Source organism: Paracoccus aestuariivivens (assembly GCF_009711225.1).
Taxonomy (GTDB): Bacteria; Pseudomonadota; Alphaproteobacteria; order Rhodobacterales; family Rhodobacteraceae; genus Paracoccus; species Paracoccus aestuariivivens.
This window is the reverse complement of record NZ_WMIE01000010.1, coordinates 44,410-58,407: the sequence shown is the minus strand read 5'-3', so window position 1 is coordinate 58,407 and position 13,998 is coordinate 44,410. Positions and strand designations below refer to the sequence as shown.

At 59.9% G+C, this 13,998-nt stretch carries 13 protein-coding genes; 3 read left to right on the top strand and 10 right to left on the bottom strand.

All coding sequences use genetic code 11. From position 1 onward, the window contains the following. Positions 1 to 24 precede the first annotated feature (24 nt). Positions 25 to 1,143 carry a beta-galactosidase BglB gene (gene bglB / locus GL286_RS15185; protein ID WP_155096429.1) on the bottom strand — a complete coding sequence of 373 codons (1,119 nt, stop codon included), beginning with the start codon at positions 1,141 to 1,143 and terminating at the stop codon, positions 25 to 27. Between the two features lie 211 nt (positions 1,144 to 1,354). On the opposite strand from bglB, the gene kdgR reads away from it, so the two are divergent. Together kdgR and GL286_RS15175 are read left to right on the top strand one after the other, a co-directional pair. Beyond that, complete coding sequence (gene kdgR, locus GL286_RS15180) at positions 1,355 to 2,137, top strand: DNA-binding transcriptional regulator KdgR (RefSeq protein WP_155096428.1); 783 nt, start codon at positions 1,355 to 1,357, stop codon at positions 2,135 to 2,137. Positions 2,138 to 2,304: 167 nt separating this feature from the next. Beyond that, entirely contained in the window at positions 2,305 to 3,810 is a 1,506-nt protein-coding gene (locus GL286_RS15175) for a DASS family sodium-coupled anion symporter (protein ID WP_155096427.1), read from the top strand. A gap of 61 nt (positions 3,811 to 3,871) precedes the next feature. Here GL286_RS15175 and GL286_RS15170 read toward each other — a convergent pair whose 3' ends face one another. The 7 genes from GL286_RS15170 to GL286_RS15140 all read right to left on the bottom strand — a co-directional run bounded on the left by GL286_RS15170 (position 3,872) and on the right by GL286_RS15140 (position 11,394). Continuing rightward, positions 3,872 to 4,501, bottom strand: coding sequence for an aminotransferase class IV (locus GL286_RS15170; protein WP_170295223.1), 630 nt, complete (start codon positions 4,499 to 4,501; stop codon positions 3,872 to 3,874). Then, the gene (locus tag GL286_RS15165; protein WP_155096425.1) at positions 4,453 to 5,577 is read right to left on the bottom strand and encodes an aminodeoxychorismate synthase component I; all 1,125 of its coding nucleotides are present in this window, start codon (positions 5,575 to 5,577) and stop codon (positions 4,453 to 4,455) included. Before GL286_RS15165 ends, GL286_RS15170 begins: the two co-directional genes overlap by 49 nt. A gap of 157 nt (positions 5,578 to 5,734) precedes the next feature. Continuing rightward, positions 5,735 to 7,015, bottom strand: coding sequence for a Gfo/Idh/MocA family oxidoreductase (locus GL286_RS15160; RefSeq protein ID WP_155096424.1), 1,281 nt, complete (start codon positions 7,013 to 7,015; stop codon positions 5,735 to 5,737). Positions 7,016 to 7,133: 118 nt separating this feature from the next. Next, the gene (locus tag GL286_RS15155; protein ID WP_155096423.1) at positions 7,134 to 8,210 is read right to left on the bottom strand and encodes an ABC transporter ATP-binding protein; all 1,077 of its coding nucleotides are present in this window, start codon (positions 8,208 to 8,210) and stop codon (positions 7,134 to 7,136) included. Between the two features lie 75 nt (positions 8,211 to 8,285). After that, positions 8,286 to 9,161 (bottom strand): carbohydrate ABC transporter permease, encoded by an 876-nt coding sequence (locus tag GL286_RS15150; protein ID WP_155096422.1) that lies wholly within the window; start codon positions 9,159 to 9,161, stop codon positions 8,286 to 8,288. Then, positions 9,154 to 10,101, bottom strand: coding sequence for a carbohydrate ABC transporter permease (locus tag GL286_RS15145; protein WP_246184973.1), 948 nt, complete (start codon positions 10,099 to 10,101; stop codon positions 9,154 to 9,156). The genes GL286_RS15150 and GL286_RS15145 overlap by 8 nt, the downstream gene beginning before the upstream one ends. Before the next feature lie 3 nt (positions 10,102 to 10,104). Continuing rightward, positions 10,105 to 11,394, bottom strand: a complete 1,290-nt coding sequence (locus GL286_RS15140; protein ID WP_155096421.1) for an ABC transporter substrate-binding protein — start codon at positions 11,392 to 11,394, stop codon at positions 10,105 to 10,107. 210 nt (positions 11,395 to 11,604) lie between these two features. On the opposite strand from GL286_RS15140, the gene GL286_RS15135 reads away from it, so the two are divergent. After that, on the top strand, positions 11,605 to 12,528 hold the full coding sequence (locus GL286_RS15135) for a LysR family transcriptional regulator (RefSeq protein WP_170295222.1): 924 nt from the start codon (positions 11,605 to 11,607) through the stop codon (positions 12,526 to 12,528). A 23-nt stretch (positions 12,529 to 12,551) separates the two neighbouring features. On the opposite strand, the gene GL286_RS15130 is transcribed toward GL286_RS15135, so the two are convergent. Both GL286_RS15130 and GL286_RS15125 read right to left on the bottom strand, forming a co-directional pair. Beyond that, positions 12,552 to 13,319 (bottom strand): pyrroline-5-carboxylate reductase family protein, encoded by a 768-nt coding sequence (locus GL286_RS15130; protein ID WP_155096419.1) that lies wholly within the window; start codon positions 13,317 to 13,319, stop codon positions 12,552 to 12,554. After that, entirely contained in the window at positions 13,316 to 13,942 is a 627-nt protein-coding gene (locus GL286_RS15125; protein ID WP_155096418.1) for a TetR/AcrR family transcriptional regulator, read from the bottom strand. The genes GL286_RS15130 and GL286_RS15125 overlap by 4 nt, the downstream gene beginning before the upstream one ends. Positions 13,943 to 13,998: the final 56 nt, after the last annotated feature.

Sequence of the window (13,998 nt, the reverse complement as noted above, 5' to 3'; positions counted from 1 at the left end):
CCTCCCCAGAAGACATTGCGCGGGCTAGATGTAGCTCCGCAGATATTCGGCCAGCGCGAACATCGCCATCGCCTGCCCGTAAGGCATCGAGGTACGCTTGATCTGCCGGTAGTAGTCCAGATCGCTGCCCATGGCCGTGCCGAACGAGACGTTCTGTAACTCGCCCTCGGGACTGATATTTTCGATCACGCCGCGAATAGCACGCTCGGCCACAGGGCCGAACTCGGCCGGAAGGTAGCGCTTGCGCACGCCTTTCAGCAGACCATAGGCAAAACCGGCCGCGGCCGAGCTTTCCAGATAGCTTGACGGATCGTCAATCAGCGTATGCCATAGCCCGCTTTCGTCCTGCGTGTCGCGCAGGGTCGCCGCCTGACGGTTCAGAAGCGATTGCAGATGCCGACGGACCGGATCGGTTTCCGGCAGATCCAACAACTCGATGAATTCCGGGATCGCGATGGTGATCCAGCTATTGCCGCGCGCCCAAAGCGCCTTGGCAAAGTTGTGGTCCCCGTCGAAGGTCCAGCCGTGGTACCACAGGCCCGTCGTCGTATCGGCCAGATACTGCGCATGCAGCAGGAACTGGTACTTGGCTTCCTCGACATAATGCGGGCGGTTCAGCACAACCCCGATCTTGGCCAAAGGCATCACGCTCATCATCAGCGTGTCGTCCCAAAGCTGCTGATCGTTCACGCTGTTGTAAACGATATGCTGCAAGCCGCCTTCGCGGGTGCGCGGCATCTCGTGCATGACCCATTCGGCCCATGCATCAAGATAGGGCTCCCATTGCGGGTTGCGGTCGCGCTCGTACAAGCAGGCAAGCGTCAGGAACGGCGCGACGGTATTGATATTCTTGGTCGGCGTCCCCTCGCGCAGACGCGCATCGAACCAATCGCGGATGATCGACATGGCCTTGTCGCTTCCGGTCAGTTGCCAGTATTTCAGCAACCCGTACAGACCGATGCCGTGGGTCCATTCCCAACCGGCCCAGCCTTTGGTGTCGATGACGCGCCCGTCTTCAAGGCGCAGCAGGAACTCGCCGGTCTCGTCGGTGATGTTGATCAGGTTGTCGGCCAGACGGTCGATAAGGCCGGTCACTTCGTCACGGGCGATGAAGCGGTCTTTCTGCCGCAGAAGCGGGTGCATGGCGATCTCCTCCCAACCGTTCAAATTTTCGGAACGGCGTTTCGGAAATCAAGGAAACATAGTCCGTTCCGAAAATCAATGGGGTAGTTACGAATGATCAAAATTACCATAATATATTATTATTACGTTATTTTCATAAATATCCAGACCCGCTTGACAGGTCATCAGCATAATTTCAGAATGTAGTTCCTTATTTTATTGAACGGTCGTCATGCCCAACATCCCGCAAAAGACCGAGAACGCCGCCGCCGTGCTGAAGGTGTTTTCCGTATTGGAATCCCTTGCCGCCGAGCGGCGGGCAAGCCTTGCGGACATCGCCCAGAAAGCGATGACCTCCAAGACAACCGCCCACCGGCTTTTGCAGACGATGGTCGATCTTGGCTATGTCGAGCAGGAGCCCGAGACCGAGAAATACGGGCTGACCCTCAAATTATTCGCACTGGGGGCCCGTACCCTCCGCGGTCAGGAAGACCTGCTTCGCGCCGCCGACCGCGAGATGGGCAAGCTGTCCCGCGCCACAGGCGAGTCGATCAATCTTGGCGTCATGGACGATTTCGACCAACGCGTCGCCTATATCCACAAATACGATTCGGCCTATAATCTGTCGATGCAATCCACTCTGGGTAAACGAAACCCGCTGCACTCGACCTCGCTTGGCAAGGCGCTTCTGGCCTTTCGGGATGAGGACGAAATCCGCGAACGCCTGCAGAAAATGGACCTGCGCAAGCTTGCCCCGCGGACGATCACCGATCCCGAAGACCTGCTCGCCCAACTTCGTCAGGCCCGCGCTTTGGGTTATGCCGAAGAACTCGAGGAAAGCGAGGCAGGTGTCCGCTGCATGGCCGCGCCGGTTCTGGATCATACCGGAAAATCCGTCGCCGCGATCAGCATCGCCTTTCCCCTTGTGCGCTTCGATGAAAGCCGGAAACCCGAATATGTGCGGCTGCTGCTGGATGCCAGCCACGCTGCGTCGGCGGCATTGGGCTTCAGCTAGAATCCGGCTTTGACGCCGAAAACGGCTCAACCGGCTGCTTGCGGCCTAAATGCCATGTCTTGGCAGCAAAATTCGATCGTACCGTAAAAACCGATATGTCCTGATACGCCAACCTGACAAGTTGGCGGCAACTTTTCTGAACTTGTCTTCCGGAGGCCGAGTTAAGAATGTTCGCCATTTTCCAATCCATTATCCGCTACTTCCGAACAGCGATCCCGTTTCGTCTGATCCCCGCAGCAATCACCACCGCCTTCCTGTTCGTTCTGCTGCTGCTTCCACGTCCGGAAGGACTGACCGAAGACGGCTGGGGACTGGTCGCGATTTTCATGACCACGATCCTTGCGATCATCCTCAAGGTCATGCCGATCGGCGTCATGGCGCTGATGGCGATCGTTCTTGTGGCCGTGTCGCAGGTGACCTCGGACAGCTCGCACGGAGCGATCTCGGACGCATTAGCGAGCCTGTCGAACCCGTTGATCTGGCTGATCGTGGTGGCGATCCTGATCTCGCGCGGGTTGAAAAAGACCGGCCTGGGCAGCCGTATCGGTTTGATCTTCATCGCGATGCTGGGGAGGCGAACGATTGGTATCGGATACGGGCTGGCGGTCTGCGAACTGGTCCTTGCCCCCTTTACCCCCAGCAACACCGCCCGAGGCGGAGGCATCGTCCATCCGGTCATGAAATCAATCGCCTCGGCCTTCGATTCCGACCCAGAAAAGGGCACACAAGGCAAGATCGGAACGTATCTCGCGCTGGTGAACATGCATTCCAATCCGATCACTTCAGCCATGTTCATCACGGCGACCGCTCCGAACCCGCTGGTGGTCGATTACATCTCGCAGGCGACGGGGGGCAGTTTGCACCTGACATGGACCGCTTGGGCACTGGCGATGTTCGTGCCCGGAATCGTGTGCCTGTTGCTGATGCCCTTGGCGCTGTCGGTTCTTTCGCCGCCCGAACTGAAGCGCACACCCGAGGCCGTCGAGTTTGCCCAATCCGAACTGAACCGCATGGGCCCTCTCAAGGGCGGTGAGTGGGTCATGATCGGCGTGTTCGCCATGCTCCTGTTCCTGTGGGCCAACGTGCCCGCGATGATCCTCGGCTTGGCCTACCGCATCGACCCGACCGTGACCGCTTTTATCGGTCTGTTCGCGCTGGTGATCACCGGGACGATCAGTTGGGACGATGTCCTGTCCGAGAAAAGCGCATGGGACACCCTGATCTGGTTCGGAGCGCTGGTGATGATGGCCGAACAGTTGAACAAGGTCGGCGTCATCGGATGGTTCTCGGATCTGCTTCGCGATTCCATCGTCAATTCGGGTATGGGCTGGCAGGCGGCAGGTACGCTTCTGGTGCTGGTCTTTGTGTTCTCGCACTATTTCTTCGCCAGCACGACCGCGCATATCTCGGCCATGATGCTGGCTTTCCTGACGGTCGGAGTCCAGCTGGTGCCAGTCGATTATCATGGCCTGTTCATCCTGATGATGGCCTCCGGCTCGGCCATCATGATGACACTGACCCATTACGCCACCGGAACCTCGCCCATCATCTTCGGCAGCGGCTACGTCACGTTGGGCCGATGGTGGGGCGTCGGCTTCGCGATGTGCGTCGGAGAGTTGCTGATCTTCGCCATCCTTGGCGGGCTATGGTGGAAAGTTCTGGGCTATTGGTAGGCGACCTCCGACCAGAACTGGCCGAATAGCAAGCACACCAGGACGCCCAGACGCCAGCCGTTCAACGTACCAGAATGGCCTCGTGCAGGCCGCGAAGCGCGTTGCCGACCCACAACCGCACCTTGGGCAAGTCCTGGGCCAGCAAGACTTCCTCGGGCACACCTTCACTCATCAACTTTGCGCGCAACACGCCCGGCAATAGCCCTGATGTCAGCGGCGGAGTGCGCAATCCCTCGCCGCGATCGAAGAACACGGTCGAAATCGAGCCGTCACAAACCTCATGGCGCTCGTTCAGCAAAATGACCTCATGCAATCCGGTCGACAGAGTTCGACGTGCCTGATCGTAGGTTGCGCGGCGCGTGGATTTGATACGCAACCACGGATCGGCAGAATCCAGACGCTGTTCGGCAATCCCGACCCGCCAGATTGGGATCGCAGGCGGCAGATCGGATGTTTCGGTCGGCACAATCCCGTTTTGCCGGACCAAGACTCTCAGCCGGGCAGGACGATCCTGCGGGCCGATGAAGGCGGCGGCGAAGCTGCCGTCGAACCGCCAGCCCAATGCCCGTATGCCCGCTTGCAAGCGCGCCAGATGCAGGTCCAGCAGCGGGCAGGCGCTGCCGTCCCAACGCGCCGTTTCGATCAGGGCAAGGTCGGCACCGTCAGCGGCGTCACGTAGCGGGCTTTCCACAGGGCTTCCTCCCATTCGTTTTCGGCAGTCGAATCGCTGACGATGCCGCCTCCGACGTTCAACGTGACGTTATTACCGTGAATCGCCAAAGTTCGGATGGCGACCGAAAAGGCAGCCGTCGCGTCGGGGGCCATCCATCCCAAGGTTCCACAATAAATACCACGCGCAAATGGCTCTAATTCGTGGATAATTTGCATCGCACGAATTTTCGGCGCGCCGGTGATCGAGCCACAGGGAAACAACGCCTGCATCAGCTTGGCCAAATCTGCCGGATCGGCAAGTTCGGCCGTGATGCGCGACGTCATCTGATGCACGGTGGCATAGCTTTCCACCGTGAACAGTTCAGGGACGCGGACCGAGCCTACACGCGCATGCCGTGCAATATCGTTGCGCAGCAGATCGACAATCATCAGGTTCTCGGCGCGGTTCTTTTCGGAACCTGCCAGTTCCGCCGCCGCGGCCACATCTTGCACCGGATCGGCGTGACGAGGGGCAGTGCCTTTCATCGGTCGGGCCTCGATCCGGCCATCCGCCGAGAGTGAAAAGAACAACTCGGGCGAGCGCGAGACGATCACCGGACCGACTCCCATATCCGCAAAAGCGCCGTATTCGACGGGCTGCAGTTTCGTCAGCGCCGCCCAAAGGTCGCGCGGCGTTCCGGTCAGAATCGTGGTATCAACCGGAAAGGTCAGGTTGATCTGATAGCAATCACCCGCTGCGATATAATCCTGCGCACGATCAAAGGCAGCGCGATAATCCGCCTCGCTGATCCTTGGGACGAGCGGGGCAAGCCGGACATCCTCAACGTCGTAAGGCTCGGGCTTAGCGGGTCCGTCAAACACACCGAAAACCAGAAGCGGATCATCGGTCGGACGGACTAAAGGCTTGAGCCGAGGCTCCATCGCCAGTCCCGCCTCGTAAGCCATCCATCCCGCAACCCATAATCCCCGCCGGCGTGCGGCCTCGATCCGGCCAAGCGCCGACAGAACCTCGTCCGGATTGCGGGCTACAATGACCGACTGCGGGTTTTGGAAGATCGCCGGACGACCGTCCGGTCCGTGCTCGAATAGGATCATGGTGCTTCACTTGCTGCCGAAGCGCTGGACCTAGTATAGATTTACGCCCGTCTCTAGCCCATCGCCGAAACTGATTGCAGCAAGCAGTGCGGGGTCAATAGCGAACCTTCGCGCAAGCGACGCCACTCCCCAGGAACGGCGTCGCCACTATCCGGCCTTACAAATCAACCAGATCCGAGACCTGAACCGGCAATCCGGTCTGGAACGAGCGGTTCGCGGCGATGCCGGTCAGGATCGACATCGCGCCGTCGCGATATCCCGCCGCATAGGCTCCGCCCGAATTCGAGTTTCCGAAGATGTCGGCCAACATGCGGTTGTCACCGCCGCCATGTCCGCCCTCGCCCATTACTACCGGAACGACGCGCGGCGTGCCATGTAGCGGGAAGTGATAAAGCTGGATGCCTTCGGCCGCGCCCTCTTGTTCCTTGGCACCCCCGCCATTGATATAAGAGGTCTCGCGCACCATCAGTTCGATCCGCCCGCCCGAGCCGTTGAAGCTGACATTGAAGCCTTCCCACGGGGCATAGGAATTCAGCGAATAGGTCATGACCGAGCGGTTCTTGTAGCGCACCATGACCTGCATCGTGTCTTCGATGCTGATACCGTCGCCGAAGACGTTCTGGTCGCGCTGATAGCCATCCTCGTGCTCGGCATCCCAATAAAGGGCTTTCTGCACGGGGCTTGCGGTCAGATCTATCGCGAAAGGATCGTCTTTGGCCGCGGCAACACCCGTGGTGCGGGTGTAGGGCGTGAACAAGCCGCGCTCCTCGGCGTTGGCGCGACCGTAGAAGCGCAGGTCGCCCATGCCGAAGACGGTTTCGGGTTGGCTTTCCAGCCAGAAGTTCACCAGATCGAAATGATGGGTCGATTTATGGACCATCAAGCCACCGCTGTTGCGCTTATCGCGATGCCAGCGCCGAAAATAATCCGCCCCGTGCTTGGTATCCAGCAGCCATTCGAAATGGACCGAGAAAACTTCGCCAATCGCGCCCGAGGAAATCAACTCGCGAACCGCCGAATTATGCGGCGCATAGCGGTAGTTGAAAGTCACCCGGACCGAGCGCCCCGTTCGCTTCACAGCGTCAATGATCTGCTGGCATTTCACCGTATCCGTGGTCATCGGCTTTTCGGTGATGACGTCGCGTCCCGCTTCAAGCGCAGCAATGATATACAGGTGATGGGTGCGGTCGATCGAGGTCACGATCACGACCTCGGCGCCGGTGTCGTCCAGCATCTTGCCGAAATCCTCGGCCTTGTAGGTGGGCAGGCGGGACAGGTGGAATTCGTCTTCCAGCACCTTGTTCGTATAGTCCATCCGCGTCTGGTTGGTATCGCACAGGGCCACCAGTTCGGCGTTGTCACGGTAATTCTTGGCGATGGCCTCGTAGAACATCCGGGCGCGGGAGCCGGTCCCGACAAGCGCGTATTTCTTGCGCATCTCATTCTCCTGTTATCTTGCCCGCGCGACATTGATTTTCGACGGGACATGCTGGTCTGGCCGAGACCTTGCCGGTTTCGGGGATTTCGGTTGGTGCAGTGGATCGGAGCGCGCGAAACTAGCCGCGCAGCGCCTGACCATCGGGGGTGAAGAAGTGGCAACGCGCGGGGTCGATCCAAAGGGGGACTTTGTCGCCGTTGCGGCAGGGTTGTTGACCGGGCAGAACGACTGTCAGCGTCTCTGATCCGAAGGCCGGACGCGCATGCAGGACAGTGCTGCCGCCAAGATGTTCGACCAGTTCGACATGGGCCTCGCCCAGCGATTGGCCAGCCCCTTCGTTGATCGAGATATGCTCGGGGCGGATGCCAAGTGTCAGGGGATCGCCAATGGCACCAGCCAGCGGGCGGGTAGCGTCAAGCCGTTGGCCGTTCAGGCTGATACCGGTCGCGTCGCCGATCCGGACCGGCACGAAGTTCATCTTGGGCGAGCCGATAAAGCCCGCGACGAACTGGTTAGCCGGCGAATTGTAAAGCTCAAGCGGAGAACCGGCCTGCATGACCTGACCGGCGCGCAGGACCACGATCTGATCGGCCATCGTCATCGCCTCGACCTGATCGTGGGTCACATAGATCATCGTATTGCCCAGCCGCTCATGCAGCTTGGTGATCTCGACCCGCATCTGGACCCGCAATTCGGCATCGAGGTTGGACAGCGGCTCGTCGAACAGGAAGATCTTGGGATCGCGCACGATCGAACGTCCGATGGCAACCCGCTGGCGTTGGCCGCCCGATAGCGCCTTGGGTTTGCGTGGCAGGTAGTCGCTGATCTGCAATGTTTCGGCGGCAGCCCGAACGCGTCGGTCGATTTCATCCCGCTTGTAGCCTGCCGTTTCCAGACCGAAGGCGAGGTTCTTGTAGACGCTCATATGCGGGTAAAGCGCATAGGACTGGAACACCATCGCGATCCCGCGCTTCGAGGCGGCGACGTCGTTGACCCGCGTACCGTCGATCACCAGATCACCACCCGAAATCGTCTCGAGTCCGGCAATCATCCGCAGAAGCGTGGACTTTCCGCAGCCCGACGGACCGACGAAGACCGTGAAAGCCCCCGGTTTGATCTGCAGGTCAATGCCCCGGATCACGTCGTGCGCGCCATAGCGCTTTTCGACCTTGTTCAGTTCAATAGTGGTTGCCATTCGCATTTCCGGTTTTCTGGGCCGTCCGGATCATGCCCCGAAACGACGGGGAGGGTCCGGACCGGCCAAAGAGCATCAGCGTTTCATGCCGGTGGTGGCGATGCCCTCGATGAGCAGCCGTTGGAAGAAAAGGAAGATCAGGAAGATCGGGACCAGTGACAGCACGGACATCGCGAAAAGAGCGTTCCAGCTGGACGTTCCGCTTGAGTCGATGAACGAGCGCAGACCCAGTTGGACGGTGTATTGGCTCATCTCGCTGATATAGATCAGCGGGCCGAAGAAATCCTCCCATGTCCAGATGAACGAGAAGATCGCAGCGGTGGCCAGCACCGGCATCGAGAGCGGCAGGATGATCTTGCGATAGATCCGCCACGCGCTACAGCCGTCCATACGGGCAGCCTCGTCAAGCTCGCGCGGGATCGCGCGGAAGAACTGCACCATCAGGAAGATGAAGAACGCATCCACGGCGAAATATTTCGGCAGGATCAGCGGCCACCAGGTGTTCACCCAGCCCAACTCGCGAAACAGCACATATTGCGGGATCAGCGTGACGTGATAGGGCAGCATCAGCGTGCCCAGCATCAGCGCGAACCAGAACTTCTGGCCATAGAAACGCAGCCGCGCAAAGGCAAAGGCGACCAGAGACGCCGCGATGACATTGCCGACCGTCGCCAGCACCGAGATGATCAACGAGTTGACGAAGAAGCGCCCGAAATTGACCTGCAAGCCGAACCAGCCGTCGCGATAGGCCTGCACCGTCACCTGCGAAGGGATCAGGCCCGCATCGCCCCCAAACAACTCCGACGCGGGGCGCAAAGAGCCCGAAACCATCCACAGGATCGGATAGACCATCACGAACGAGATCGCGATCAGGACGGCATGGCGCAATCCTCCGGTCAGCCGGGGATAGGCCGAGCGCCGACCCGGCATATCGTGCACGGTGTCAGTCATCGTAATGCACCCAGTATTTCGTCGTCAGGAAAGAGAAGGCGGTAAAGATCGCGATGATCACAACCAGCACCCATGCCAGCGCCGAGGCGTAACCCATGCGGAAGTAGCTGAATGCCTCTTGATACAGATAGAGCGTGTAGAACAACGTCGAGTTGATCGGCCCGCCGGACCCGCCCGAGATAACAAATGCGGGGGTGAAGGCCTTGAACGCCTCGATGGTCTGGATCACGAAGTTGAAGAAGATCACCGGAGACAGCAGTGGCAGGGTGATGCGCAGGAATTGCCGCGTCGGCGATGCGCCGTCCAGACTGGCGGCCTCGTACATGTCGGTCGGGATCTGCCGCAGCCCCGCCAGAAAGATGATCATGGGCGAGCCGAACTGCCAGACCGACAGCACCACCAGCGTGTAAAGCGAGTAGTTCGGATTCGAGATCCAGCTTGGCCCCTCGATGCCGATCTGGGCGAGCAGACTGTTGACCAGACCATCCGCCGCGAAAAGCTGCCGCCAAAGAACCGCAATGGCGACCGACGTACCCAGAAGCGAGGGCAGGTAGAAGATCGCGCGATAGAACGGCAATCCGCGCATCCCGCGATTCAGCACCATTGCCACCGCCAGCGCGAAGGCCAGCTTCAAGGGCACCGACAACGCCACATAAACCAGCGTCACGCGGATCGAGGCAATGAACCTCGGGTCCGCCGTGACCATGCGGACATAGTTCTGCGCCCCGATGAACTCGGGCGCGGACAGCAGATCGAAATTGGTGAAGGACAGGTAAAGCGAGGCCAGAGCCGGACCCAGCGTCAGGCAGAAAAAGCCGATGAGCCAAGGCGCAAGGAACAGATAGCCCGCCCCGTTGCGCCGGATCGCCCCCGCCAGCCAGCCGCCAGCCGCACCCTGCTTGCGGGTGTCTGGTTTGGACATGGTGTCGTAGGCCGCCATCCCTTAACCCCGCTTCAGGATAGCGTTGGCCTCATCCACCATATTGGCGCCGCCCTGCTCGGGCGAGACGGCCTCGAAGCCGACTTCTTGACTGATACGGATCTGGACCGCGTTGATCTCGCCCGCGCCTTTGGGCGGCGACGGCGGCAGCGGCCCGATATGGGGGGTCAGGTTCGAGATCAGCTCGACCACCTTGCGGCTGGTATCGGTCAGATCGGGCATCAACGCCTCGCGGATCTCGGCAGATGCCGGAACGCCGCGATCCAGACCCAGCAGCTTCGCACCAGCCGGTTCGCGGATCAGGAAGTTGATCAGCTGCGCGGTCTGGGCGGGATTTTTCGAACTCGACGAGATCGAGAACATCTGCGACGGCTTCAGGTACTGGCCGGGCTTGCCACCTTCCAACACCGGCGCACCAACCACGGACAGATCGGCGGCGATCAGTTTCTGATAGGATTCGAACTGGTTGGAATGGGCGAAGTCGGTTGCCGAACGCCCGCCGACGATCGGCGACGTCTCGGGCGAGTTCTTGTACAGCGCCTGCACATCCGCCGAGACGCAAGCTTTCGATTTGCGCATTTCGGTCCAATAGGCAAACCAGCGTCCGGCATCCGCAGCGTCATAACCCAGCGTTCCATCGGGATTGTAAAGCGCCTTGCCTTGCGTGCGCAGCCAGACCTCGAACAGGCCTTCCTGACAGCTTCCATCCGCGGTCGCGTTGACACGGGGACGTTTGTTCGCCGCAGTGAATGCATCGCATTTTGCGGTGAACTCGTCCCATGTCGTACCGAATGCCGGTGGCTCGACCCCCGCTTCTTCCCATGCCATGCCGTCAAAGACGACCGAGAACGCGTTGACCCCGACGTTGCCGCCGTAAAGCTTGCCATCCACCGAACAGCTGTCCAGATTGACCTGCCCGAAATCGGCGATGTTCAATTCCTTGCCAAGGAACTCGTCCAAGGGCCGGATCGCGCCGCGACGGGCGTATTCGAACATATAGCGGTAATCCATCTGGATGAAATCGGGGGCATTGCCTCCGGCAACCTGCGTTGCCAGTCGCGCCCAATAATCATCCCAGCCCATGAATTCGGCGTCGATCGCGATGCCGGAATTTGCCGCCTTGAACAGGTCGATCGCCGCATTGGTACGGCGGGCGCGCTCATCGCCACCCCACCAGATCATCCGGATGTTATTGGTCGCTTGGGCAAATGCTGGGCCTGCGATAAGCGGCAGGCTGGCCGCAGCCAACCCGGCGCCAAGGAAACGGCGCCGACCAATCAGGGTCGTGTTCATGTTCGTCCTCCCAAAACGATACGCGGGATGCCTCGTGAACATTGACGGGCAAGACGTATCTGCATCCTCCGTTTACCGGCGCCCCCACGCCAGCAGCGCTGATGGCCATCCGCCATTCACGTTTCGGAATGATTAGCCAGCAAGATGCATATGGACAACTACAATATTTTGCCCATTCTATCGAATTTACTTATGGAAAGGATCGTTGCGATGGACAAGGCACTTGAGCAATTCGTGGCCGTGGCCGAGGCAGGCTCCTTGATGGCGGCGGCAGAAGTCCTGCATGTCTCGCAACCCGCGCTCAGCTACAATCTGAAACGGCTCGAGCAATCCCTTGGGGTTGATTTGTTCCATCGCTCGTCGCGCGGGGTGCAACTGACCCCCTATGGCGAGACGCTTTACAGCAGCGCCGTATTTATCGAACGCCTGCATTCGAACGCATTGGCGACCATTGCCCGCCAAAAGGCGGAACTGGACGAGGGCATCAGCGTCGGCACCGGCTATTCGACATGGATTCTGCTGCTTAAGGATTACGTGATCGAGCACTTCAGGGCCCATCCCGCCGCGCCGATCAATGTCAGCATAGGCAACATGATGCGTTGTATGGACCAGCTTCTGGCCGGAGACACATCGCTGTTCATCGGCCACCGGATTGACCGCCTCAAGGAAGGGCTAGAGGTCGATTTCATTCCGCTTGGCACGGCCACCGACGGCTACTTCGTCCGTCCGGGCCATCCATTGTTGGGCGAAATCCGCGATCTGGACGAGGTGCGGGCCTATCCGACCTCGATGGCCTATCCGGTCGATGTCCGGCAGAAGCGGCTGGTCTCGGGCGGACAGGGTTACGATGCCAGCCGTTTGGGACATGCGTTCACGTCGAACTCACTGGAAGCATGTCTCGAATTCGTCACGGCGACTGACGCGGTCCTGATCCACAGCACCGTTTTGCGTGACTATTTCGCCGGTCAGGGGTTGCACCAGATCGAGATCCGTCCGAGCGCCGACGACCGCAAGGCAGTGATGGGGATCTATGTCCTACCCGAGCGGCGCACCAATCCGAAAGTGCAGTCCTTTATCAAGACCATCACCGAACGCGCCATCGCGCTGAAACTGTTCCCAACCTATCCGGGGTGAGGCACCCGCAAAGCGCGCCTGTTTCAAGTGCCGATACTGCGGGCCCGTTCGGTCGCCGCCTTCAGCCCCGCCGTGATGGCGCGCGAGAAGCCCGCGCGCTCGGCTTCCCGCAAACCTGCGGCGGTTGTGCCATTATAGTCCAAATAGGCCTGAACGATATCGCCGACCTCCGGCATCCGTCCCGACAGTAGTTGCGCGGCCTCGCAGATCACCGCCTGGGTCGCGCGTTCGGCAACCGGTTTCGGCACATCACGGTCCTCGAGAAAACGGATCATCGCGACCGCCAACAATGCGGGATAGGCCGGACCGGCACCGGGAAGTGCAGTCATCAGGTCAAGCTGGGCCTCGTCGGTCAATTCGTCAGCATTCCCGATGGCCCCAAGGATCCGACCGACCGTTTGCCGATCCTGACGGGTCACATCCGGCCCTGCGACCCATGGAGAGTAGGACTTGCGGATTTCGGCAGCGGCATTCGGGATCGCGCGTATCGTCCTTGGTGTGATTGCGGAAATCGGAACTCCGGCCATGACCGAGATGACCAAGCGATCCTTTGGATCAAGCCCCAAATCGGCCCAGTCCTGCGGCCTGACCGAAACGATGACAATTTCGGATCTGTCAACCAGATCGCCACAATCTTTTGCCCAGTAGACGTCATGGCCAAAATAATCCGGACGCGGACCGCTGCGGTTCAGGATCGTCAAATCTGAGGCGGACAAAATTTCGGTCTCGATCAGCGCGCAACCAAGCGCCGATCCTATCCAGCCGGTCCCGCCGATAATTCCGATCTTCATGCCAACCCCTCCAATCCTGCGCGAAACCGGGCCAGTTCGGCCTCGGTCGGGCGCGTTCCGGTATAGATTTCGACGTAATTCGGTATCCGCTCAAGCCGCGTTTGTAGACTTTCCCGAGTCTGCATCGAGATATAACCGATCTGCACCAGATAGATCGTCCGCGCCCGCACATCGGCCTCGTCCGGATCATGGCCCCAGTGTACCAGCAATTGTGCCAGCGCCATTAGCCGCTCGGCATCGGCCACCTGCAACCGCTCTCGCATCGCTGCATCGCGCAGGGACCAACCGCGCACCGCGAATTCCAGCCGCGAGTCAAACGCGTCGCTCAGGAAGCAGGCAAGTACATTCAGCATCGCCTCGGATCGGGTTGCGGCATAGGCTTGGGTTGCGGCGACCAGAGGCGCGGTCGTCCGCTGGACCCACATCCGCGCCAGCACGTCGAGCAGGGCATCGCGATCCTTGAAGAACCAGTAAAAGGAAGTCCGTGACAGGCGAAGCCTGCTCGCCAGCGGCTGGATCTTGACGGCATCTATCCCCCCTTCGACCAGCATTTCATATGCCGCATCCAGCCACAATTCGGGCGATCCGCGCCAACCGCTATCCTGCTCATCGCTCGTTTTCATTGCACCAGCCTAGCGTCGTCACCACCGCAGGGCAAGAAATTGTTCACCTATGAATG